The organism is Streptomyces sp. NPDC054866 (assembly GCF_053610745.1).
This window is the reverse complement of record NZ_JBSGZA010000002.1, coordinates 1,358,233-1,380,229: the sequence shown is the minus strand read 5'-3', so window position 1 is coordinate 1,380,229 and position 21,997 is coordinate 1,358,233. Positions and strand designations below refer to the sequence as shown.

General features: G+C 71.3%; 21 protein-coding genes and 1 tRNA gene. 18 read left to right on the top strand and 4 right to left on the bottom strand.

Annotation, left to right across the window (positions count from 1 at the left end):
- Nucleotides 1-39 precede the first annotated feature (39 nt).
- From ACWGI2_RS14920 to ACWGI2_RS14900, 5 genes are all read left to right on the top strand, one after another.
- Nucleotides 40-648 (top strand): YqgE/AlgH family protein, encoded by a 609-nt coding sequence (locus ACWGI2_RS14920; RefSeq protein ID WP_453695611.1) that lies wholly within the window; start codon nt 40-42, stop codon nt 646-648.
- A 428-nt stretch (nt 649-1,076) separates the two neighbouring features.
- Entirely contained in the window at nt 1,077-1,394 is a 318-nt protein-coding gene (locus ACWGI2_RS14915) for a hypothetical protein (RefSeq protein ID WP_453695609.1), read from the top strand.
- Complete coding sequence (locus ACWGI2_RS14910) at nt 1,391-2,737, top strand: putative T7SS-secreted protein (protein WP_453695608.1); 1,347 nt, start codon at nt 1,391-1,393, stop codon at nt 2,735-2,737. The genes ACWGI2_RS14915 and ACWGI2_RS14910 overlap by 4 nt, the downstream gene beginning before the upstream one ends.
- Before the next feature lie 146 nt (nt 2,738-2,883).
- A complete protein-coding gene (locus ACWGI2_RS14905) occupies nt 2,884-3,450 on the top strand; it encodes a hypothetical protein (protein ID WP_453695606.1) in 567 nt (188 codons plus the stop codon).
- A complete protein-coding gene (locus tag ACWGI2_RS14900) occupies nt 3,447-4,136 on the top strand; it encodes a hypothetical protein (protein ID WP_453695605.1) in 690 nt (229 codons plus the stop codon). The genes ACWGI2_RS14905 and ACWGI2_RS14900 overlap by 4 nt, the downstream gene beginning before the upstream one ends.
- A gap of 7 nt (nt 4,137-4,143) precedes the next feature.
- Here the strand turns inward: ACWGI2_RS14900 and ACWGI2_RS14895 are convergent, their stop codons facing one another.
- A complete protein-coding gene (locus ACWGI2_RS14895; RefSeq protein ID WP_453695603.1) occupies nt 4,144-5,034 on the bottom strand; it encodes a LysR family transcriptional regulator in 891 nt (296 codons plus the stop codon).
- Nucleotides 5,035-5,163: 129 nt separating this feature from the next.
- On the opposite strand from ACWGI2_RS14895, the gene ACWGI2_RS14890 reads away from it, so the two are divergent.
- From ACWGI2_RS14890 to ACWGI2_RS14860, 7 genes are all read left to right on the top strand, one after another.
- On the top strand, nt 5,164-6,387 hold the full coding sequence (locus ACWGI2_RS14890) for an MFS transporter (RefSeq protein ID WP_453695602.1): 1,224 nt from the start codon (nt 5,164-5,166) through the stop codon (nt 6,385-6,387).
- Between the two features lie 224 nt (nt 6,388-6,611).
- Nucleotides 6,612-6,920: a DUF3039 domain-containing protein gene (locus tag ACWGI2_RS14885; RefSeq protein WP_160505308.1), complete on the top strand. Its 309-nt coding sequence runs from the start codon at nt 6,612-6,614 to the stop codon at nt 6,918-6,920.
- Nucleotides 6,921-7,032: 112 nt separating this feature from the next.
- Nucleotides 7,033-8,658, top strand: a complete 1,626-nt coding sequence (locus ACWGI2_RS14880; protein WP_453695600.1) for a beta-N-acetylhexosaminidase — start codon at nt 7,033-7,035, stop codon at nt 8,656-8,658.
- Between the two features lie 297 nt (nt 8,659-8,955).
- Nucleotides 8,956-9,858, top strand: a complete 903-nt coding sequence (locus ACWGI2_RS14875; RefSeq protein WP_453395789.1) for an FAD binding domain-containing protein — start codon at nt 8,956-8,958, stop codon at nt 9,856-9,858.
- The gene (locus tag ACWGI2_RS14870) at nt 9,855-11,471 is read left to right on the top strand and encodes a (2Fe-2S)-binding protein (protein WP_453695599.1); all 1,617 of its coding nucleotides are present in this window, start codon (nt 9,855-9,857) and stop codon (nt 11,469-11,471) included. The genes ACWGI2_RS14875 and ACWGI2_RS14870 overlap by 4 nt, the downstream gene beginning before the upstream one ends.
- Nucleotides 11,468-13,780, top strand: a complete 2,313-nt coding sequence (locus ACWGI2_RS14865; RefSeq protein ID WP_453695598.1) for a xanthine dehydrogenase family protein molybdopterin-binding subunit — start codon at nt 11,468-11,470, stop codon at nt 13,778-13,780. The genes ACWGI2_RS14870 and ACWGI2_RS14865 overlap by 4 nt, the downstream gene beginning before the upstream one ends.
- A gap of 52 nt (nt 13,781-13,832) precedes the next feature.
- Entirely contained in the window at nt 13,833-14,387 is a 555-nt protein-coding gene (locus ACWGI2_RS14860; protein ID WP_453695596.1) for an AAA family ATPase, read from the top strand.
- Nucleotides 14,388-14,429: 42 nt separating this feature from the next.
- On the opposite strand, the gene ACWGI2_RS14855 is transcribed toward ACWGI2_RS14860, so the two are convergent.
- On the bottom strand, nt 14,430-14,954 hold the full coding sequence (locus ACWGI2_RS14855; protein WP_453695595.1) for a hypothetical protein: 525 nt from the start codon (nt 14,952-14,954) through the stop codon (nt 14,430-14,432).
- A 102-nt stretch (nt 14,955-15,056) separates the two neighbouring features.
- A tRNA-Cys gene (locus tag ACWGI2_RS14850) sits at nt 15,057-15,131 on the bottom strand.
- 180 nt (nt 15,132-15,311) lie between these two features.
- On the opposite strand from ACWGI2_RS14850, the gene ACWGI2_RS14845 reads away from it, so the two are divergent.
- The 6 genes from ACWGI2_RS14845 to ACWGI2_RS14820 all read left to right on the top strand — a co-directional run bounded on the left by ACWGI2_RS14845 (nt 15,312) and on the right by ACWGI2_RS14820 (nt 21,191).
- Nucleotides 15,312-16,766: an MFS transporter gene (locus tag ACWGI2_RS14845; RefSeq protein WP_453695594.1), complete on the top strand. Its 1,455-nt coding sequence runs from the start codon at nt 15,312-15,314 to the stop codon at nt 16,764-16,766.
- A gap of 40 nt (nt 16,767-16,806) precedes the next feature.
- Nucleotides 16,807-17,007, top strand: a complete 201-nt coding sequence (locus tag ACWGI2_RS14840; protein WP_453395784.1) for a CopG family transcriptional regulator — start codon at nt 16,807-16,809, stop codon at nt 17,005-17,007.
- Entirely contained in the window at nt 17,004-17,393 is a 390-nt protein-coding gene (locus ACWGI2_RS14835; protein ID WP_453395783.1) for a type II toxin-antitoxin system death-on-curing family toxin, read from the top strand. The genes ACWGI2_RS14840 and ACWGI2_RS14835 overlap by 4 nt, the downstream gene beginning before the upstream one ends.
- A gap of 116 nt (nt 17,394-17,509) precedes the next feature.
- Nucleotides 17,510-19,306, top strand: coding sequence for a DEAD/DEAH box helicase (locus tag ACWGI2_RS14830; RefSeq protein ID WP_453395782.1), 1,797 nt, complete (start codon nt 17,510-17,512; stop codon nt 19,304-19,306).
- A gap of 325 nt (nt 19,307-19,631) precedes the next feature.
- Nucleotides 19,632-20,273 (top strand): helix-turn-helix domain-containing protein, encoded by a 642-nt coding sequence (locus ACWGI2_RS14825; protein WP_160505296.1) that lies wholly within the window; start codon nt 19,632-19,634, stop codon nt 20,271-20,273.
- Nucleotides 20,274-20,384: 111 nt separating this feature from the next.
- Complete coding sequence (locus ACWGI2_RS14820; RefSeq protein WP_453695593.1) at nt 20,385-21,191, top strand: S16 family serine protease; 807 nt, start codon at nt 20,385-20,387, stop codon at nt 21,189-21,191.
- A gap of 148 nt (nt 21,192-21,339) precedes the next feature.
- Here the strand turns inward: ACWGI2_RS14820 and ACWGI2_RS14815 are convergent, their stop codons facing one another.
- On the bottom strand, nt 21,340-21,939 hold the full coding sequence (locus ACWGI2_RS14815) for an ArsR/SmtB family transcription factor (RefSeq protein ID WP_453695591.1): 600 nt from the start codon (nt 21,937-21,939) through the stop codon (nt 21,340-21,342).
- Between the last annotated feature and the right edge of the window lie 58 nt (nt 21,940-21,997).

The window sequence follows — 21,997 nt, the reverse complement described above, 5'->3', positions numbered from 1 at the left end:
AGGGCATTGCCTCCCCGGATGGGGCAAAGATGCGGGATCATGTGGTCCATGACCGAGGTGTCCTCGCTCACAGGGCGGCTGCTCGTGGCCACGCCTGCCCTGGCGGACCCGAACTTCGACCGCGCGGTGGTGCTGCTTCTCGACCACGACGAGGAGGGCTCGCTCGGCGTGGTTCTCAACCGGCCCACGCCGGTGGACGTCGCGGACATCCTGGAGGGCTGGGGCGATCTGGCGGGCGCGCCGGGCGTGGTCTTCCAGGGCGGCCCCGTCTCGCTCGACTCGGCGCTGGGCGTGGCGGTGATCCCCGGGGAGGAGGGGGCTGCCGGCGGTGCCCGCCCGCGGCCGGGCAGAGGGGAACCCATCGGCTGGCGCCGCGTGCACGGCGCGATCGGCCTGGTCGACCTGGACACACCTCCGGAGCTCCTGGCCCCGGCACTCGGCTCACTGCGGATCTTCGCGGGCTATGCGGGCTGGGGCCCGGGCCAGCTGGAGGACGAGTTGGCCGAGGGCGCGTGGTACGTGGTCGAGTCCGAGCCGGGGGACGTGTCGTCGCCGGATCCTGAGCGGTTGTGGCGAGCGGTGCTTCGGCGGCAGCGGAGTGAGCTGGCGATGGTGGCTACGTATCCGGATGATCCGTCGCTGAACTGAGGGGGCGGCGGGGGCTGGCCCTCAACTGGGTTCGTCGGCGTCCGAGTTCGCTGTGGGTTCGTTCGTACTTCTGTGCGTTGCGAACGTAATCCTTCTGGTTGTTTGGCTCGGAAGGGGACTTGTCGATGGCGAGCCCCGGATGTCGTCACCGAGCCGGGCGGCGGTTCAGTCCTGCTCGGGAGTTCGAGGCCCATGGCGCCCCCCTCCCGTCGATGGCCTCGGTCCAAGGGTGATGCCGTATGCCTCCTGGAACGGGCTCATCGTGCGTCCCCGCAAGAGAGTTCGCTGCGGCGAAGGTGAGGACCAAGCGGATAGCGTGGCCCCGCATGCCTCAGCCCCCGCCCGGAGTCATCCTCGGGCGCGGAGACGGCGCAAAGGGCCGCTGACCGAGCCTCACGCGGTGTGACGGACGGCCTCAAGGGGTGGGAATGGCCGACAAGTTGAAGGTCGACGGGGACGAGCTCGAGAACTTCATGAAGCTGCTCAATAAGTCGAATGACTCGTTGAAGGGGCTGCACAAGGCGCTCAGTGAGGCAACGATCACCGGCCTTGGCACCGATGACCTCGACTCCGCGTGTGAGGACTTCCAGGAGGACTGGAAGTACGGCACGGAGCAGATCGGTGAGCAGAGTGAAGACCTTGCCAAGATCATCGGCAAGAGCAAGGACGCCTACCGCGAGGTCGACAAGGCCCTGGAGGAGAACTTGAAGGAGAAGGGCAAGAACGGGGGCGGGGGCTCGAAGTGACGGTCACGCCGGGTACTGAGAGCGACCCCTTCGCCGGTTCGCCCGCCGCCAGGAACGGCCCCCTGCCACAAGGCCTGAAGTCTTCCCCGGACATCCCGAACCCCAATTATCCGGACCTGGGATTCAATCCGGTTCCCGGCGACTGCGACATCGTCAAGGCGCTGCACAAGAAGCTGACCGGCTGCGCCAAAGTCCTCCATGAGACGCATGGCGTTGTCACGAAGCTGATGGACGGCAGCTACTGGGAGGGCGATGCGGCGGTCGCCTTTCGCGAGCAGATCGACGGCGGTCCGCTGCCGAAGAACCTGCAGAATGCGGCGAACTCCCTCAGCAAGGCCGCCAAGCATCTGAACCGCTGGCACGGCGAGCTCGACGAGTACCAGGGCCGCGCGAAACGCCTGAACGCGGACGCGAAGGAAGCGCGGGCCGCCCTTGAGGCGGCGCAGGGGCGAGCGGACACCGCGGGCAAGGACCCTGACCTGGGCAAGAAGGGCGCCGGGCAGGTTCAGGCGAAGAAGGCGGAGACGCGTGCCAACAACAAGGTGGATGACGCCCAGGCGGAACTCGACCGGATCCTGAGGAAGGCCCGCGACCTCGCGTACGAGCACGAGGAGAGGTCCGGGTACCGGGCGGGCAAGATCCGCGATGCGACACACAGGCTGGCGCCGCACGAGCCGGGCTGGTTCGACGAAACGATGGACTGGGTCAAGGAGAACCTGCCCGACATCCTGAGCAGCGTGGCCGCCGTCGTCGGGCTTGCGGCGCTGTTCGTGTTGACGGGTGGGACGGCTGCGGCGGTGTTGTTGTTGGCTGCGGCGGCGTTGAGCGCGACTGCTCTGACACTGCGGGTTACCCAGGACCCCACGGTGTGGGCGTCTTTGAAGGACGGCTTCACCAAGGGGGAATTGGACACGGACTTCTGGAGTAACGCAGTGACGCTGGGCGGGGACGCCCTTGGTGCCGTACCGGGAATCGGCGCGGCGTGGAAGGGCGGTGCGGCGGCCCTGCGTGGCGTAGGCGAGGCGGGGGAAGCCGTCACGCTGGGCACTCGACTGGCCACCGCCGGAGCATCGACGATGGCACATGCGAGAGCCATCTCGACTCTGGACAACTCCCTGCTCGGTCTGACCATTCGGGGCGCGCGAGCCGAGCAGGTCACCAGGACGGTGGAGGTCACGTCGGCTGCGGTTGGTGTGGGCACCGCTGCTTTCGGTGTGGCCATGAAGCTCGTGGACGCCGACGACGACGGAATCAAGGACGGCGCCGTGGCAGGGGTCGATGGTACGCGGCTCGGTGTCGACAGCGGCAGCCTCGTCGATATCGCCCGGCATGTTTTCCGCTGACCCTCTGTGCAGAGAAAGCTACTTGAATGCATTCCACTGACTCCCCGACCGCCTGGGACCACCCGCCGACCCGTAACGCCTGGATCTGGCACATGACCTTGATCGTTGGGCGTCTCATCGCTTGGATCGCAGTCTGGTTCGCTTGCTTGGCCGTTCCGGTGGTGTTCCTGTCGCCGGGCTACTTCCTGTTCTTCCTCCCTGTCATGCTCTACGCGACCTTCCGCGCCTTCCTCCAACTCGGCTACTTCCCCTGGTCCCTCAACATGCGGCGTGTCCTCGCCCAGTACCCCTGGCAGCACCTCAAGGACGTCCCCCGAGGCCGGAACAAGCACCCGGAGGCCCAGGAGGACGAGATGTGGTACGAGCTTCCCAATCCCGAGAAGCCGGATGAGCGGATCCCGCTGCTCTTCATGGCCAACATGCGCACCTTTTGGTGGATGCGGCGCTTCGGTACGAACAAGACCAAGCCCGAGCTGAAGGCCCAGATCGAACCGCTGTGGTTCGCCGGCGATCCCCGTTTCTACGCCGTCATCGCGGCGCCGGGGCGAGGGGGCGACGTGCCCAAGCGGCTGCACTTCCTCTACCAGCGTCCGGCCCGGCCCAGCTGGAAAGCTGCCCCGGTCGGCTGGGGCGCCGGCCCCGCCGCGCTCGAACGTGCGCGCCGGGCGGGGGCCAAGGTTCCCGACGGCGTGACGCAGGACGAGGTGCGGTGATCGCCGCTACCCGTTTCGTGGTCGACGAGTCGGCCGATGACCCCGGCGCTGACATCTGGTTCGCCGAACCTGCCGGGTTCACCGCGATCCCGCTGGCCGCCCTGCTGAACCTGCCCGATGCCCCTGGCGCCGACGGGCTGCGTGCCGCCCTCGGCCCACTCCTGGAAACAGCTCCTGACGGCGTCACCCGCGAGCGTTTCGTCGCGCAACTTGGCGCGGCGCAGCAGATGTTGGCCGCCCTGTGCGAAATCGGCACCGTCCACTGCTCGATCGGCCTGCATCGTGACGACGTGGCCGGTGCCGGTGGTGGCGAGGTCGGCGGGCGGCCCTTGCTCTCCTTCTTCACCCTCTCCTGGCGTGACACAGCCGTCGCACCCCCCGCCGTCACGGCCGCCCGCGCCGTCACCCCCGCCGAGCACCACACCCGTATCGAGTACCTCGAGCTGCCCTGCGGCCCGGCCACCCTCAGCGAGTCTGTACGTACGCCCACAGAGGCCAGCGGCCTCCCTCCGGAGCCGCTCCTCCAGGTCCACGCGCACCTACCGCATCCGGACGGCAGGCGTCTGGTGGTGCTCGTCATGAGTACGACGGCCGTCGAGCGACGCGACGACTACCGGTGCCTGCTCCGCCAGATCGCCGAACTCGTCAGCTTCGACAACCCTCTGGACGAGGCAGCGGCGAGCTGAACCCGGCTCACTGACCGGGCTCACCCGGGGTGAGCAAGTACCGTTCCGCCAGCGGATGCGCGTCCCGTGCTGGGATGGCCAGGTGTACCGGCACCGGTGGTGCGTTCTTCAGGCGTATGTGGCGTAGGCCTGGGTGGGCGTGTCTGCGGGCCAGTGGTTCTGGGGCCACTCCTACGCCATGGCCTGCCGCTACCGCTTCCAGCCATTCGTCGAAGTTGTCGGCCGTGCAGGCCAGTTCGGGGCGGTGGCCCTCGGGCCAGAGTTCGGGGCGTGTCGTCCCCGTGACCGTGTTCACGACCAGGGGTAGATCGGCCAGTTCCGTCCAGTCCACGACGCGGCGTCCCGCGAGTTCGGCCGCGCCGCGTGCCACCACCGCTATGCGGGGTTCGTGCAGGAGTACGCGGGTGCGTACCGCCGTGCCCGGCGGGATGTCTCCTCGTACGACCGCGACGTCGCAGTCCCCTGACGTGAGGCCCGCGAGAGGCGTGTCGCGCCGGACCAGGCGGATGCCCGCGCCCGTCGCGGCCTCGAAGGCGGAGTTCCGTGCGGCGCAGGCCTCCGGGAGGAGGGACGTGAACCCGAGGCGCAGGAGCGGGGGTTCACTCCCGGCGGCCTCGCGCAGCGTGGCGTCCAGGCGGGCGAGGAGCGGGGCGATGCCGTCGCGGAGGCGGTGGCCCGCTTCGGTGAGTTCCACGTGACGTGTGGTGCGGGTGAGCAGGCGCGCGCCCACCGCTTCCTCCAGGGCGCGGATGGTGCGGGTCAGCGCGGGCTGACCGGTGCGGAGGGTCGCCGCAGCGTGCGTGAAGCTCAACTCGTCCGCCACGGCGAGGAATCCGCGCAGGTGGCGGAGGTCGACCGAGGCGAGGTCACCGGCCGGGGCGCGAGCGATGTGATCCATGCCGACCCAGCATAAATGTGCCTCCGCGGGCATTTCCCCGGGCGTCCGGGCGGTGCCTACCTTTCCCACTCCGCGGCGGCTCGCAGGCCGCGCCGCGGTCGCGCCGTACGAGGAGTGGGAGTTGTCGCTGTGCGCAAGATCTGGCTGCTGATCCTGGGGGCCTTCACGCTGGGGCTCGACGCCTATGTGATGGCCGGGCTGCTGCCGGTGGTGGCCCGGGACCTGGGAACGACCGTCTCGCTCGCCGGGCAGATGGTCACCGTCTTCACCCTCGCGTACGCGGTGAGCGCGCCCCTCGTCGCCGGGCTGATGTCCGGCGTACGTCCCCGGACGCTGATCATCGCCTCGCTGGGCGCCTTCACCCTCGGGAACGGGCTGACGGCACTGGCGCCGTCCCTGGCCGTGCTTCTCGCGTCCCGCGCGGTGGCGGGGGTCGGTGCCGGGGTCTACTCCGCGCTCTCCACCGCGGCCGCCGCCTCCCTCGTCCCCGAGGAGCGGCGCGGGCGGGCGCTGGCCCTGGTGATGGGCGGGATGAGCTCGGGGACGGTGCTTGGCGTCCCGCTGGGGGTGCTTCTCGCCGAGAGTGCCGGGTGGCGCGCCACGATGTGGGCGGTGACCGGGCTCGGGGCGATCGCGCTCGCGGGGCTCGCCGTGTGGCTGACGCCGGTCCCGGCGGAGCCGCCGGTGCCGGTACGGGCGCGGCTCGCGGCGTTGACGGACCGCGCGGTGGTGCCGGTGGTGGGGGTCTCGTTCCTGGCGGCCGTGGCGAGCCTGGGCCTGTACACGTATCTGGCTCCGGTCCTGTCATCGGCGGGCGGAGTGGAGGAAGCGGGCGTCGCGCCCTACCTGTGGGCGTGGGGGATCGGCGGAATCCTGGGCAGCGTCGTCGCCGGCCCCCTGGTGGACCGCACGGGCCGGGTGATCACCCTGGTGGCGGGCGTGCTGCTGGCCCTGGTGCTCGCGGAGGCGGTCCTGCCGCTGCTCGGCGCGGCGGCGTTCCCCGCCCTGGTGCTGTGGGGCGCGGCGGGCTGGGCGCTCCAAGTCCCGCAACAGCACCGCCTGTTGGCGCTGCGAGCGGAGCGGGGCACGGTGGCTCTGGCCCTGAACAACTCGGCCCTGTATCTGGGCAGCGCGGTCGGCTCGGGCGCGGCGGGCCTCGCCCTCTCCATGGGCCTCCCGGCGACCGGCCTGCCGTGGGCCGCGGCCACGGTGGCGGGGGCGGGCCTCGTGCTGCATCTCGCGGGGGCGGCATCTCGCGGGGCGCGGGCGCGACGGGAGGCGGGCGCGACGGCTGCGGCGCCCGACGAGGCCGGGGGAGAGGCTGCCGGCAAGGCCGGGTGCGGGGCGGCCTGAGGGCGCCTGGCCGGTATGGGGGTTGCGCGGCTGGGCGGGGTTGTTCCGTTGGCCCGGTGTCCGGGATGCCGGTAGCTGGTGTGCGTAGGTCCGGCGCGGTTGCTGTCGCCCCCTGCGTCCGGGTGATGCCAGTAGCCGGGGTGCCTAGGCTCGGCGTGGTTGTGCCGTCGGCGCTGTGTCCGGGCGATGACCGGAACCGGTGAGCGTAGGTACCCTTGGATGCCATGAGCACTCTTGAGCCCGAGCCCGAGCGCGGGGCAGGTACGGGGACCCTCGTTGAGCCGACGCCGCAGGTGTCGAGCGGTGACGGTGACCACGAGCGCTTCGCGCACTATGTCCAGAAGGACAAGATCATGGCGAGCGCGCTCGACGGTACGCCCGTCGTCGCACTCTGCGGCAAGGTGTGGGTGCCGGGTCGCGACCCGAAGAAGTACCCCGTCTGCCCCATGTGCAAGGAGATCTACGAGTCCATGAGCGCCGGTGGCGACAAGGACAAGGGCGGCAAGGACGGTAAGGGCGGCGGCAAGAAGTAGCCCCCCGGCCCCCCCGGCCTCCGGGCGCGGTCCTTGGCCCTCCTCGCGTAGGGGCGTTGCGTGTACCGCAACGCCCCTTTTGCGTTGTGCAATCGCGTGGCAGATTCGCCGCATGACCTTTGAGCAACTGATCCCCGCGCCGATCAGTACCCACTGGGTACCGCCCACACAGGGGGCCGTTCCCCTGGATGACGAGACCGTGCTGCACGCGCGACCCGGCACCGAGGGCGTCGCGCGGTGGCTGCGCGACACGGTGGGGGCGGCGACGGGGCTGCCGCTCCCGGACGGGGAGAACGACAACGGGATCGTGCTCGGGATCGATCCCGCGATGGCGGACGAGGCCTACCGCATCGTCGCAGACGGCTACGCGGTCCGAATCGAGGGCGGCAGCGCCGCAGGCGTCTTCTGGGGCGCGCAGACCCTCAGGCAGTTGCTCGGCCCCGAGGCCTTCCGGCGCGCGCCGATCGACACGGGGCGGCAGTGGACCGTACCGATGGGTGTCATCGAGGACGCCCCCCGCTTCCGCTGGCGCGGCATGATGCTCGACGTGGCGCGGCACTTCATGCCCAAGGACGGCGTCCTGCGCTATCTGGACCTCCTCGCCGCCCACAAGCTGAACGTCTTCCACTTCCACCTCACCGACGACCAGGGCTGGCGCATCGAGATCAAGCGCCACCCCAAGCTGACGGAGGCCGGTTCGTGGCGGCCGCGTTCGAAGTGGGGGCACCGCGCTTCCGAGCTGTGGAACGACACCCCGCACGGTGGCTTCTACACGCAGGACGACATCCGCGAGATCGTCGCGTACGCCCATGAGCGGCACATCACCGTCGTACCCGAGATCGACATCCCGGGGCACTCGCAGGCCGCCATCCACGCCTACCCCGAGCTCGGCAACACCGACGTCGTCGACACCTCCTCGCTCGGCGTCTGGGACACCTGGGGCGTCAACCCGAACGTCCTCGCCCCGACCGAGAACACCCTTCGCTTCTACGAAGGGGTGTTTGAGGAAGTGCTTGAGCTCTTTCCCTCCACCTTTATCCACGTCGGGGGAGATGAGTGTCCCAAGGACCAGTGGAGGCAGTCGCCCACCGCTCAGGCCCGCATCAAGGAGCTCGGCGTCGGCGACGAGGACGGGCTGCAGAGTTGGTTCATCCGGCACTTCGACGCGTGGCTGACCGCGCGCGGGCGCCGGCTCATCGGGTGGGACGAGATCCTGGAGGGTGGTCTCGCCGACGGTGCCACCGTGTCCTCCTGGCGCGGGTACGGGGGTGGCATCGCGGCGGCCAAGGCCGGTCACGACGTCGTCATGTGCCCCGAGCAGCAGGTGTACTTGGACCACCGACAGGACGGCGGCCCCGACGAGCCCGCCCCCATCGGTTTCGTACGCACCCTTGAGGACGTCTATCGGTTCGAACCGCTGCCGCCGCAGCTCACCGCCGACGAGGCCCGGCACGTGCTCGGCACCCAGGCCAACGTCTGGACCGAGGTGATGGAGTACCACGCACGCGTGGACTACCAGGTGTTCCCGCGCCTCGCCGCCTTCGCCGAGGTCGCCTGGAGCCCGCTCCCGCCGTCCGCCGAGCGTGACTTCGCGGACTTCGAGCGGCGAATGACCCCGCACTACGCGCGACTTGACGCACTCGGCGTCGACTACCGCCCGCCGGGCGGCCCGTTGCCGTGGCAGAAGCGCCCGGGAGTGCTCGGACGCCCGATCGACGGGGCGCCCCCGAACGTGTGAGGCACACCCCATAGTCCGTGTGTCGGCCCGCCCGCGCTGAGAGCGTGGGCGGACCGACGAAAGCCGTACAAGAGTCACCGAAGAGTGGCAATTCCCGCTGACCGGCAAGGGCGTGTGAAACCGGCACATCCCCCAGGTCTGCGGACGAATGGCTCCTAGCGGACCCCCGCGCCGGGGGCCGGGGAAGATGTGCCAGAGTTGCCACGTCCGGGCTGTGAGCACGTACCGTACGGCGGAACAGGCGTAACGGTGAGAACGGCGAGAAAGCCGCCGGGCATCGGGAAGGGGCAGCCGGTTTTGACCACGCACGCACCGCAGGCGGCGCAGACCGCGCAGACGGCGAAGCTGCCTGGGACATTGGACGAGGCCGTGGAGGCGCTCGCCGCGATGCCCGCCGCCGTGCCCGTAGCTGGCGGCACCGACCTCATGGCCTCCGTCAACGCGGGCCTCCTGCGCCCCGCCGCGCTCGTCGGCCTCGGCCGCATCAGCGAGATCCGCGGCTGGCAGTACCAGGACGGTCACGCGCTGCTCGGCGCGGGCCTCACCCACGCACGCGTCGGGCGCCCCGACTTCGCCGCCCTGATCCCCGCGCTCGCCGCGGCCGCGCGCGCGGCAGGACCCCCGCAGATCCGCAACGCGGGCACCCTCGGCGGCAACATCGCCACGGCGGGACCGACCGGCGACACCCTGCCCGTCCTGGCCGCCCTGGAAGCCGTCCTCATCATCGCGGGCCCCGGCGGCGCACGCCGCGAGGTCCCCGTCTCGCACCTCCTCGCGGGGATGGACATGCTTCGCCCCGGCGAACTCATCGGCTTCGTACGGCTGCCGCTCCTGCACGCACCGCAGGTCTTCCTGAAGGCCACGGGGCGCACGGGCCCCGGCCGCGCCATCGCGTCCGTCGCGCTCGTCCTCGACCCCGCACGGCGCGGCGTGCGCTGCGCCGTCGGCGCCGTCGCACCGATGCCGCTGCGGCCCCTGGAGGCCGAGCAGTGGGTCGCCTCGCTGATCGACTGGGACGGCGAGCGGGCGATCGTGCCGGAGGCGCTCACGGCCTTCGGTGAGTACGTCGCCGCCGCGTGCATCCCCGACCAGCCTCCGGCGGAGGACGGCTCACCGCAGCCGCTGCCGCCCGCCGTACTGCACCTGCGGCGCACTGTCGCCGCGCTGGCCCGACGAGCACTGGGGAGGGCGCTGTCGTGAGCGACGACCAGAACAACACCCACGGCGGCTGGCAGCCGCATCCACAGGGCGAGTACGACTCGGACGCCACGGCCTTCGTGCAGCTGCCGGAAGGCGCCCTGGACTTCGACCACTCGCCGCTCGCCGCGCCCGGCCACGGTTACGTGCCGCCGCAGATAACGGTCACCCCCACCACGGCCGACGCGACGGACCCGGCGGGCACGGGTGTCTGGGTCATGCCGCCCGAGGTGACGGGCGCGGGCACCGGTGTCGCGGGCGCCGGAGTCCAGAACGTGCAGTGGCCGGACGCGGGCGGCGTGCCCGAGCCCGAGGCGCCGGTCCACGAGCCGGAGCACGCGTACGACCCCCGGGCCACCGGGCAGTGGAGCTTCCACGAGGCGGAGGGGCACGCGCCCGCCGCCCCTGCCCCGGCCGATGTCACCGGGCAGTGGTCGATTCCGGTCGCCAACGGTGATCTTCCGGACGAATCGGGTGAGTTCACCACGTCTTCGCTCGCGGCACAGTGGGGCGGTACGCCGCCCGCGACGCTGCCGGGCGGCGCGGCGGCGCCCTGGGCGACCGGTGGTGCGGGCGCGGGCGCACCGTGGTCGGAGCCGGTGCAGGAGCCGCACGCCGAGCCGTATCCGCACGCCGACCCGCACCCGCACCCGCAGCAGTACGTCGAGCCGCAGCACCACGAGCCCGTGGTGCCCCCGGAGCCCTTCGTCCCTGAGCCGCCCGTCGCTCCTGAGATGCATGTGGTGCCCGAGGGGCCTGTGGCGCACGAGGCGCCCGCAGAGCCGGAGCCGACGCCGGAGCCCGAGCCCGAAGCCGAGGTGGAGGCCGACCCCGTCAGCGCGGCTCCCGAAGCCGAGGCCGCGATCGAGCCCGAAGCGGACGCCGAAGCGGAAGCCGAGGCCGAGACTGAGGCTGAAGCCGAAGCGGACGCCGAAGCCGAAGCCGAAGACCCCGAAGAGGCGGCCGCCACCACCCCCCTCTCCGACGAACACCCCCTCTGCTCCTACGTCCTGCGCGTCAACGGCGCCGACCGCCCCGTCACCGACGCCTGGATCGGCGAGTCGCTCCTCTACGTCCTGCGCGAGCGCCTCGGCCTCGCGGGCGCCAAGGACGGCTGCTCGCAGGGTGAGTGCGGCGCCTGCAACGTCCAGGTGGACGGCCGTCTCGTCGCCTCCTGCCTGGTGCCCGCCGCCACCGCCGCCGGGAGCGAGGTGCGCACCGTCGAGGGTCTCGCCGTCGACGGCCGCCCCTCCGACGTGCAGCGGGCGCTCGCGGCCTGCGGTGCCGTCCAGTGCGGCTTCTGCGTACCGGGCATGGCGATGACCCTGCACGACCTCCTTGAGGGCAACCCCGCCCCGACCGACCTGGAGACCCGCCGCGCCCTGTGCGGCAACCTGTGCCGCTGCTCCGGCTACCGCGGCGTGCTCGACGCCGTGCAGGAGGTCGTCGCCGAACGCGAGGCGTCGGCCGCCGCCGCGGAGCCCTCGGCGCAGGACGACCACGTGGGCGAGGCACGCATTCCGCACCAGGCGGGGCCGGGCGCCGGAGGGGTCAACCCGACGGCGCAGGGCGGATCGTACGAAGGACCTTACGGACAGGACGGAGGCCAGGCGTGAGCAACGAAGCCGCGGGCACGGCGAACACCGCGACCGCAGTGGAGACGCAGCCCGGCCCCGAGCCGCTGCCGCACGGCATCGGCGCGTCCCTGCCGTCCGCGGAGTCCCGCGCCAAGACCGAGGGCACCTTCCCCTACGCGTCCGACCTGTGGGCGGAGGGGCTGCTGTGGGCGGCCGTCCTGCGCTCGCCGCACGCGCACGCGCGCATCGTCTCCATCGACACGTCCCAGGCGCGCGAGATGCCGGGCGTGCGCTCCGTCGTCACGCACGAGGACGTGCCCGGCGACGCGCTGCACGGCCGCAAGACCGCGGACCGCCCGGTCTTCGCCTCCGACGTCGTACGCCACCACGGCGAGCCCATCGCCGCCGTGGCCGCCGACCATCCCGACACGGCGCGGATGGCCGCCGCCGCCATCTTCGTCGAGTACGAGATCCTTGAGCCGGTCACGGATCCGGAGAAGGCCTTCGCGGCCGAACCCCTGCACCCCGACGGCAACTTGATCCGGCACATCCCGCTGCGGCACGGCGACCCTGAGGCGGCGGGCGAGCTCGTCGTCGAGGGTCTCTACCGCATCGGCCGCCAGGACCCGGCGCCGATCGGCGCGGAGGCGGGGCTCGCGGTACCGCGTCCCGACGGGGGCGTGGAGCTGTACATCGCCTCCACGGATCCGCACACCGACCGCGACATGGCCGCGTCCTGCTACGGCATCGATCCCGGCATCGTGAAGGTCGTCGTGACCGGTGTCCCCGGCGCGACGGCCGACCGCGAGGACGCCAGCTTCCATCTGCCGCTCGGTCTGCTCGCGTTGACCACCGGCTGCCCGGTGAAGCTGACGGCGACTCGCGAGGAGTCCTTCCTGGGCCACGCCCACCGTCACCCGACGCTGCTCCGCTACCGCCATCACGCGGACGCCGAGGGCAAGTTGGTGAAGGTGGAGGCGCAGGTCCTGCTCGACGCGGGCGCGTACGCGGACACGTCGTCGGACGCGCTCGCCGCGGCCGTCTCCTTCGCCTGCGGTCCGTACGTGGTGCCGAACGCCTTCATCGAGGGCTGGGCGGTCCGCACGAACAACCCGCCGTCCGGGCATGTCCGGGGCGAGGGCGCCATGCAGGTGTGCGCGGCGTACGAAGCCCAAATGGACAAGATCGCCAAGAAGTTGGGCATCGACCCGGCCGAGGTGCGGCTGCGCAACGCGATGGCCACCGGCGACATCCTGCCCACCGGCCAGACGGTGACCTGCCCTGCCCCGGTCGCCGAACTCCTCGGCGCCGTACGGGACTTCCCGCTGCCCGAGCTGCCCAAGGACACCCCCGAGGACGAGTGGCTGCTGCCCGGCGGCCCCGAGGGCGCGGGCGAACCGGCGGCCATCCGCCGGGGCGTCGGTTATGGCCTCGGCATGGTCCAACTCCTGGGCGCGGAAGGCACGGACGAGGTCTCCACGGCCACGGTCAAGGTCCACGACGGCATCGCGACCGTCATCTGTGCGGCGGTCGAGACGGGTCAGGGCTTCTCCACGCTCGCCCGCCAGATCGTCCAGGAGACGCTGGGCATCGACGACGTCCGGGTCGCTCCCGTCGACACCGACCAGCCGCCCGCCGGGCCGAGCTGCCACGGCCGCCACACGTGGGTGTCGGGCGGTGCGGTGGAGCGCGCGGCGAAGATGGTCCGCACACAGCTTCTCCAGCCCCTGGCCCACAAGTTCGGGATGTCCACGGAGCTGCTCCAGATCACCGACGGCAAGATCACCTCGTACGACGGCGTGCTGAGCACGACGGTGACGGAGGCGATGGACGGCAAGGAACTGTGGGCCACTGCCCAGTGCCGCCCGCACCCCACCGAGCCGCTCGACGACGCGGGCCAGGGCGATGCCTTCGTGGGCATGGCGTTCTGTGCGATCCGCGCGGTGGTGGACGTGGACATCGAGATCGGTTCGGTACGGGTCGTGGAGCTGGCGGTCGCGCAGGACGTGGGCCGCATCCTGAACCCGTCCCAGCTGAAGGTGCGTATCGAGGCGGGCGTCACGCAGGGAGTCGGCGCCGCGCTGACGGAGAACCTCCGTACGCCGCGCGGTCTGGTCCGCCACCCGGACCTCACGGGTTACGCGCTTCCCACGGCCCTGGACACCCCGGACATCCGCATCGTGAAGCTGGTGGAGGAGCGTGACGTGGTCGCGCCCTTCGGCGCGAAGGCGGCGAGCGCGGTGCCGGTGGTGACGACTCCGGCGGCGGTGGCCTCGGCGGTGAGGGCGGCGACGGGGCGCCCGGTGAACCGCCTCCCGATCCGTCCGCAGGCGGCGGTGGCGCAGTAATCCGGAGTAATCCGGAGGCGAGAGGGCCGGCTCCCTTGGCACGATGGGCGCCATGACTACCTCTGACCCCGATGGCGTCGTCGTCATCACCGGCATCATGGCCTCGGGCAAGTCCACGGTGGCGCAAGCCCTCGCCGAGCGGCTGCCGCGCGCGGCGCACGTGCGGGGTGACGTCTTCCGCCGGATGATCGTGTCGGGCGGCCAGGAGTACGAGCCCGGCGCGTCGGACGAGGCGGAGGCCCAACTCCGGCTGCGGTACGGCCTGTCGGCGGCCACAGCCGACGCGTACGCGGCCGCGGGCTTCGTCGCGGTGGTCCAGGACGTCATCCTGGGCGAGGAGTTGAAGACGTACGTGGATCTGCTGCGTACGCGACCCGTGTACGTCGTCGTGCTCGCCCCGAGGCCGGATGCCGTCGCCGCGCGGGAGGCCGGACGCGGGAAGACCGGGTACGGGGCGTGGACCGTGGAGGACCTGGACGCCGGGCTGCGGTCCACGACCCCGAGGATCGGGCTCTGGCTCGACAGCTCCGACCTGACGGTCGAGGAGACGGTGGACGCGATTCTCGCGGGGCTCGGAGAGGCGCGGGTCGACGAGGCGCGGGTCTAGAACCCGGGCCCCGGCCCAGCCCAGCTCAGTCCCGGGAGGCTCCTACGCCTCGCGCGCCGTCCGTACGGCCTGCTGGATGCCACCCGCCGACCACGTCGACGTCGACGCCAGGCTTTCGACCACCCGGTCCAGCCAGTCCGTGTCGGCGAGCCGCCGGCCCTCCTTCGCGGCGACGGTCTGCCCGAGCAGTTCTGCCAGGATGGAGACCTCCAGGAGCCGGTACCAGCGGGGGTGGCGGTGGAAGTCCAGCCGCCGGTCCTCGTACGGGTGCCGCAGCGTCATGTCCAGGTGGCCGGTTCCGCGTCCTCGGAGTCCCGGCACGCCGACGAGGAGACCCGTCAGCGTGAAGTCGCCGCCGTGGGTCGGGTATCCGCGCCCGATGGTCACGCGAATGCCGAGCAAGATCCTCGGCCAGGGGGTCAACTCGCCCTCCCCTGCGCCCGCGTGCCGGTAGAGGCCGTCCTCGCGGAACTCCACCCAGGTGCGCCCGGGCCGCACCGCGTCGCCCACACCCCACCGGCCGTCGACCCGCTCCAGGGGCCCCAGGGACGCGTGTATGCCAGTCACCGGCTCATTGGATCACGGGGGTGATCCCCGTGGGGGCCGCACGACGAAGAGGCGGCCCCGGACGGGCCGACCCCTGGGCCAAACCCTTGAACGGTTGCCTGCTGGAGGCCGTGGCGGGAATCGAACCCGCGTTACTGGATTTGCAGTCCAGCCCCTCAACCACTCGGGCACACGGCCGAGGTTGAACTCGACTCCTTGAACCTAAGCGGCCGCGACCGGCGCCTCAAGGGAATCACCGCCCCCGCAACGGGACTGCCACACCGCGTTCATGAACGGGCGGTCGTACGACCAAGGGACCAGGATCCTCCCGCCCCCGGACAGGGGTCACCACGCGCCACGCCCCTTACCCTGGCCGACATGAGCGCTCTGGAACCACGCGACGCCGAAGTCGCCGCCGCCCCGATAGCCCCGCCGTCCGAGCTCAAGGGCGGAGTGCTCCGCGCGCCCTATCGCGCCCTCAGCCTCGGCATCGTCTCCGTGGTGCTGCTCATCGCCTTCGAGGCGACCGCCGTCGGGACCGCGATGCCGGTGGCCGCCCGTGAGCTGAACGGCGTCTCCCTCTACGCCTTCGGCTTCTCCGCGTACTTCACGACCAGCCTCTTCGGCATGGTGCTCTCCGGGCAGTGGGCCGACCGGCGCGGGCCGCTGGGGCCGCTGGCCACCGGCATCGGCGCCTTCGCGGCGGGCCTGGTCCTTTCCGGGACCGCCCAGGCCATGTGGATGTTCATCCTCGGCCGTGCCGTGCAGGGGCTCGGCGGCGGTCTCGTCATCGTCGCGCTGTACGTCGTCGTCAGCCGCGCCTACCCGGAGCACCTGCGGCCGTCCATCCTCGCGGCGTTCGCGGCCAGCTGGGTCGTGCCGTCCGTGGTGGGCCCGCTGGTCTCCGGGACGGTCACGGAACACCTCGGGTGGCGGTGGGTCTTCCTCGGGATCCCGGTGCTCGTCGCGGCGCCGCTCGCGCTCGCCCTGCCGCAGATCCGGCGCCGGGCGGCCGGGCCTGTCTCCGACGCACCCGCCGGGCCCTTCGACCGCCGCCGCATCCGCCTCGCGCTCGGGATCTCGCTCGGGGCTGGCCTCCTCCAGTACGCGGGTCAGGAGCTGCGCTGGCTCTCGCTGCTGCCCGCGGCGCTCGGCGCGGTCGTCCTCGTGCCCGCAGTCCTCGGGCTGCTGCCGCGCGGCACGTACCGGGCGGCCCACGGCCTGCCCTCCGTGGTGCTCCTGCGCGGCATAGCCGCCGGGTCCTTCATCGCGGCCGAGTCCTTCGTGCCGCTGATGCTCGTCACCCAGCGCGGGCTCTCGCCGACCATGGCCGGGCTCTCGCTCGCCGTGGGCGGTGCGACCTGGGCGTTCGGGTCCTTCGTACAGTCGCGGCCGGGCATGGAACCGCACCGGACGCGGCTCATGGTCGCCGGGATGCTCCTGGTCGCCGCCGCCATCGCCACCGCGCCCACGGTCCTGATCGACGCGGTTCCGGTGTGGATCGTGGCGGTGGCATGGGCCTTCGGCTGCCTCGGCATGGGCACGGTCATCGGCTCGACCAGCGTGCTGCTCCTTCGCCTCTCGCCGCCCGAGGACGCGGGCGCGAACTCCGCCGCCCTCCAGATCTCCGACGGCCTCTCCAACGCCCTGCTCCTGGCCGCGGGAGGCGCCGCGTTCGCGGCGTTGGGCGGCGGCATGATCGGCGCGCACGGCTCCGCCACGGGGGCGGGCGGCTCGCATCCGGGGGCGTTCGTCGCGGTGTTCCTGCCGATGGCCGGGGTGGCACTGGTGGGGGCCTGGGTGGCGGCGCGGGTGCGGGAGCGATCGCTCTGAGCGGTATGACGGTGACCCTCGGTGACGGTACCGTTTTCGCGTGGCCATGCACCTGAATCTTCGTGACGATCAGACCGAGGCGCTGAAGCGCCACGCCGCCGAGGAGGGCACGAGCGTGCACGCCATCGTGCTGCGGGCGGTGGACGACTACCTGGCCGGGACGGTCCACGAGACTCGCGTGCGCACGGCTGCCGACGAGCAGACAGCCAAGTGGGCCGAGCTTCTGGAGCGGCTCAAGTGAACTGTGTTCATCTGGTCGCCGAGGACGTTCTGTTGATCGCCGAGCGGGTGGCCGGCGGCCCACCCCCGCGTGTGCGTGACGTGGGTCTTGTGGCGTTTGCGGTGCACCGCCATGGGGCGGTGGTGTCCGGTCGGGATGCCTACGCCGGTGTGTTCGAGAAGGCAGCGGCACTGCTCCAGTCACTTGCCGCGAACGGCCCTTTCGTCGATGGCAACAGGCGCACCGCGTGGGTGTCGTGCGTCGTCCTCCTCGCCATGAACGACGTGCAGTTGCGGCCCGACATCGACGCGGCCGAACGCCTGGTCGTCGCCGTCGCCGCGGGTGAAGTGGACGACGTGAAGGTGATTTCCGAGGCGCTGCGTGAGCTGGCCGAACCGCCGGTGTGAGACCTGTCGCACCCGCCCGGCTCCCCGTGCCGGACTCCGCGGCGCGTCAACCTTCACCGGTAGGGTGGCCCGGTTGTCATATGTAGCCGAGCCGCCCGACCCAGACCACGGAGACCGTGACTACCACCGCCGCCAACTCCGCGTCCCACCACCTCTCTCCCGCCTTCCCCGGCCGCGCCCCCTGGGGCACCGCCAACAAGCTGCGTGCCTGGCAGCAGGGGGCGATGGAGCGGTATCTCCAGGAGCAGCCGCGTGACTTCCTCGCCGTCGCGACACCCGGCGCCGGCAAGACGACGTTCGCGCTGACCCTCGCGTCCTGGCTGCTGCACCACCATGTCGTGCAGCAGGTGACGGTGGTCGCGCCGACCGAGCACCTGAAGAAGCAGTGGGCGGAGGCCGCGGCCCGCATAGGCATCAAGCTGGACCCGGAGTACAGCGCGGGCCCGCTCAGCAAGGAGTACCAGGGCGTCGCCATCACGTACGCGGGTGTCGGCGTGCGGCCCATGCTGCACCGCAACCGCGTCGAGCAGCGCAAGACCCTCGTGATCCTCGACGAGATCCACCACGCCGGTGACTCGAAGTCGTGGGGCGAGGCCTGCCTGGAAGCCTTCGAGCCCGCCACCCGGCGCCTCGCGCTCACCGGTACGCCCTTCCGCTCCGACACCAACCCGATCCCCTTCGTCGCGTACGAGGAGGGGAACGACGGCATCCGGCGGTCCGCCGCCGACTACACCTACGGATACGGCAGCGCGCTCGGCGACGGCGTTGTCCGGCCCGTCATTTTTCTCTCCTACTCCGGCAACATGCGGTGGCGTACCAAGGCCGGCGACGAGATCGCCGCGCGGCTCGGCGAGCCGATGACCAAGGACGCGATCTCGCAGGCGTGGCGCACCGCGCTCGACGCCCGGGGCGAGTGGATGCCGAATGTGCTGAAGGCTGCCGACCAGCGGCTCACCGAGGTACGGAAGGCGATTCCGGACGCCGGTGGCCTCGTCATCGCCTCCGACCAGGACTCCGCCCGCTCCTACGCCAAGCTGATCCGCGAGCTCACCGGGGAGAAGGCCACCGTCGTCCTCTCCGACGACGCGGGCGCCTCCAAGCGGATCGACGACTTCACCGCCAGCACCGACCGGTGGATGGTCGCGGTCCGCATGGTGTCCGAGGGCGTCGACGTGCCGCGCCTCGCGGTGGGTGTGTACGCCACCACCATCTCGACGCCGCTCTTCTTCGCCCAGGCCGTCGGACGCTTCGTGCGTTCCCGGCGGCGCGGCGAGACCGCGTCGGTCTTCCTGCCCACCGTCCCCGACCTCCTCGGCCATGCCAACGAGATGGAGGTCGAGCGCGACCACGTACTCGACAAGCCGAAGAAGGAGGGGGAAGAGGACCCCTACGCCGAGTCCGAGAAGGAGATGGACGAGGCGAACAAGGAGCAGGACGAGGACACCGGCGAGCAGGAGCAGTTCTCCTTCGAGGCCCTTGAGTCCGACGCCGTCTTCGACCGGGTCCTCTTCGACGGCGCCGAATTCGGTATGCAGGCGCACCCGGGGAGCGAGGAGGAGCAGGACTATCTCGGCATCCCCGGCCTCCTCGAACCCGACCAGGTGCAGATGCTGCTCCAGAAGCGGCAGGCCCGGCAGATCGCGCACAGCAAGAAGCGGCCGGACGAGGAGGCGGATCTTCTCGAACTGCCCGCCGAGCGGCGGCCCGTGGTCTCCCACAAGGAGATGCTGGAGCTGCGGAAGCAGCTGAACACGATGGTCGGCGCGTACTCCCACCAGAGCGGGAAGCCGCATGGCGTGATCCACACCGAGCTGCGGCGCACGTGTGGCGGGCCGCCGAGCGCGGAGGCCACCGCCGGGCAGCTGCGGCAGCGGATCGCGAAGGTCGGGGAGTGGGCCACCCGCATGAAGTGAGGGCCCCCGGGGGCGCCGGATGGGGCCCGGAGAGGGGAGCGGTGTGTTCCGTGTGTGCGGGAGTCGTGCACACCCCTGCCGGAGTGCCCCGCGTATGGGGCATTGCGCCCCTAACAACCGGTCTCGTGCCCGGATTCTGGACGGAGTCTTCCGCTGAGCGGGACGGCCTCGCTAATGTCCCCGCAACGTACACGCCCCGTGGCAGCGCCGCCGCGGAGCGCAGCCGGAGTTCCGACCGGCGGCCTCTGACGCGCGTCGCCCACGGGACCGGCGACGCAACCGCCGCGTAAAGGGGCCGTCGACCCTCACCTAAGGAGTGGGCGTCGTGACCGCGGAGACTTCTCAGACCCTCGACCGAGGGCTGCGTGTCCTCAAGTTGTTGGCCGACACCGATCACGGGCTCACCGTCACCGAGCTGTCGAACAAGCTCGGTGTGAACCGGACCGTGGTGTACCGCCTCCTCGCCACCCTTGAGCAGCATGCCCTGGTCCGCCGTGACCTGGGCGGCCGGGCCAGGGTCGGCCTGGGGGTGCTCCGCCTGGGCCGCCAGGTGCATCCGCTGGTGCGCGAGGCCGCGCTGCCCGCTCTGCGCTCCCTCGCCGAGGACATAGGGGCGACGGCACACCTGACGCTGGTCGACGGCACCGAAGCGCTGGCCGTCGCCGTCGTCGAGCCGACCTGGACGGACTACCACGTGGCCTACCGGACCGGCTTCCGGCACCCCCTGGACCGGGGCGCCGCGGGCCGCGCGATCCTCGCCGCCCGGCAGGGCCTCGCCACCGACCCCGGTTACGCGCTGACGCACGGCGAGCTGGAGGCCGGCGCGAGCGGGGCCGCGGCGCCTCTGGTCGGCGTGACCGGGATAGAGGGGAGCGTGGGTGTGGTCATGCTGGCGGACTCCGTGCCGGAGCGGGTGGGGCCGCGGGTGGTGGACGCGGCCCGCGAAGTGGCGGATGCGTTGCGCTGAGGCCGCGTGGGCGAGCCGCTTCTCCTGGGCGCCGTCGGTCACCGGCTTCGCCGAGTTCGTCCTCAAACGCCGGACGGGCTGATCCATTCCCTCGCACGTTAGATTGAACCCGTGTTCTCCCTCTCCAGCCTCACGCGCCCCAAGGCCCTCGCCGTCTGTGCCGCCCCCGTGGTCGCCCTGCTCGCCGTCGTCGGCCTCGCGCCGTTGCCGTTCGCCGTGGCCCAGCCGGGGTCGACGGCGAACGTACTCGGCGAGAGCGAGGGCAAGCCGGTCATCACGATCACCGGAGCGCCCACCCGCGAGACGGAGGGGCAGCTGCGGATGACGACGATCGTGGCCACGGGGCCCGACGTGGACGCGAGCCTGGGCGACGTGGTGGACGGCTGGTTCCGTACGGACCGTTCCGTGATGCCCAAGGACTCGGTGTACCCCACCGGCGACAACGTCAAGGAAGTCGAGAAGCACAACCTCGGCGACATGAAGAAGTCGCAGGACACGGCCACGCGGGCCGCGCTCTCCTACCTCGACGCGAGCGGCGTCGACGGCACGGACAAGGTGAAGGTGAAGGTCGACCTCGGCAAGATCGGAGGCCCCAGCGCGGGCCTCTTCCTCTCGCTCGGCATCATCGACATGATCGACGGCAACGGCAGCGGCGGGGACCTGACGGGCGGCCGGAAGATCGCGGGTACCGGAACGATCTCCGACGACGGCAAGGTCGGCCCGGTCGGCGGTGTCTCGATGAAGACGCAGGCCGCGAAGCGTGACGGCGCGAGTGTCTTCCTGGTCCCGAAGGCGGAGTGCTCGGACGCCGAGGCGGAGCTGCCGAAGGGGCTTCAGCTGATCCCGGTCACGACACTGAAGGGCACGGTCGACGCGCTGCGTTCCCTGGACCGGGGCGGGAAGGTCCCGAGCTGCTGACCAGGCGGAGGCCTAACTCGACCATGGTCCAGCCCAGTTGAGTACGAAGGTGGGGGCGGCGCTTCTGTAAGGGTGCCGGTCGGTGGAGTTCGGCGGCGTGGGTGTGGTGCAGCAGCAGGTGTATGTCGGGATGCATGGCTGAGGCCTCTCACTCCGTGTAGTGCGTGGGGAAGACATGGGTGTGCAGGCGCACCTTGGCGGAACCCGGAGTGCTCTCGTCGACCGCCGATGCCCGGTAGCTCTCGATGAGTTCGTTGATCTTGCCGTTCAGTTCGGCGGTGATCTCGGGCGTGAGGCGCAGTGTGTAGTCGCTGATGTCCGAGCTGTCCGACCACTCCTGCGGCCAATCGTGCTGCGTACCGATCCAGGTGGAGAGCTCTGCGGCGTGGAACGTCGCGACCTCGTGGAGGTAGACGCTGACGGCACCGCGCACCGTCGGGTCCGGGTCGTTCATCAGCGCCTCGTCCAGTCGCGTCCCCTGGTGCGTCGACTGCCACCACCGCTCCCGCCCCTTGCCCCGCCCCGGCGCGTCCTCGACGAAGCCGTGCGCGGCGAGCTGGCGCAGGTGGTAACTCGTCGCGCCGCTGGACTCGCCCAGGCGGGCGGCCAGTTGGGAGGCGGTGGCCGGGCCCTCCTTCCGCAGTGAGGTGAGCAGCTGGATGCGCAGGGGATGGGCCAGGCCTCGCAGGGAGTGCGGGGTGAGGGTGTGGATCTTGCGGCTCTCGGGATCTGTCGTGCCGTCCGTCATGTCCTCACCGTAGGCATGCAAAGACTCCGTTGCAACCCCTTCTTTGCAGCGGAGTCTT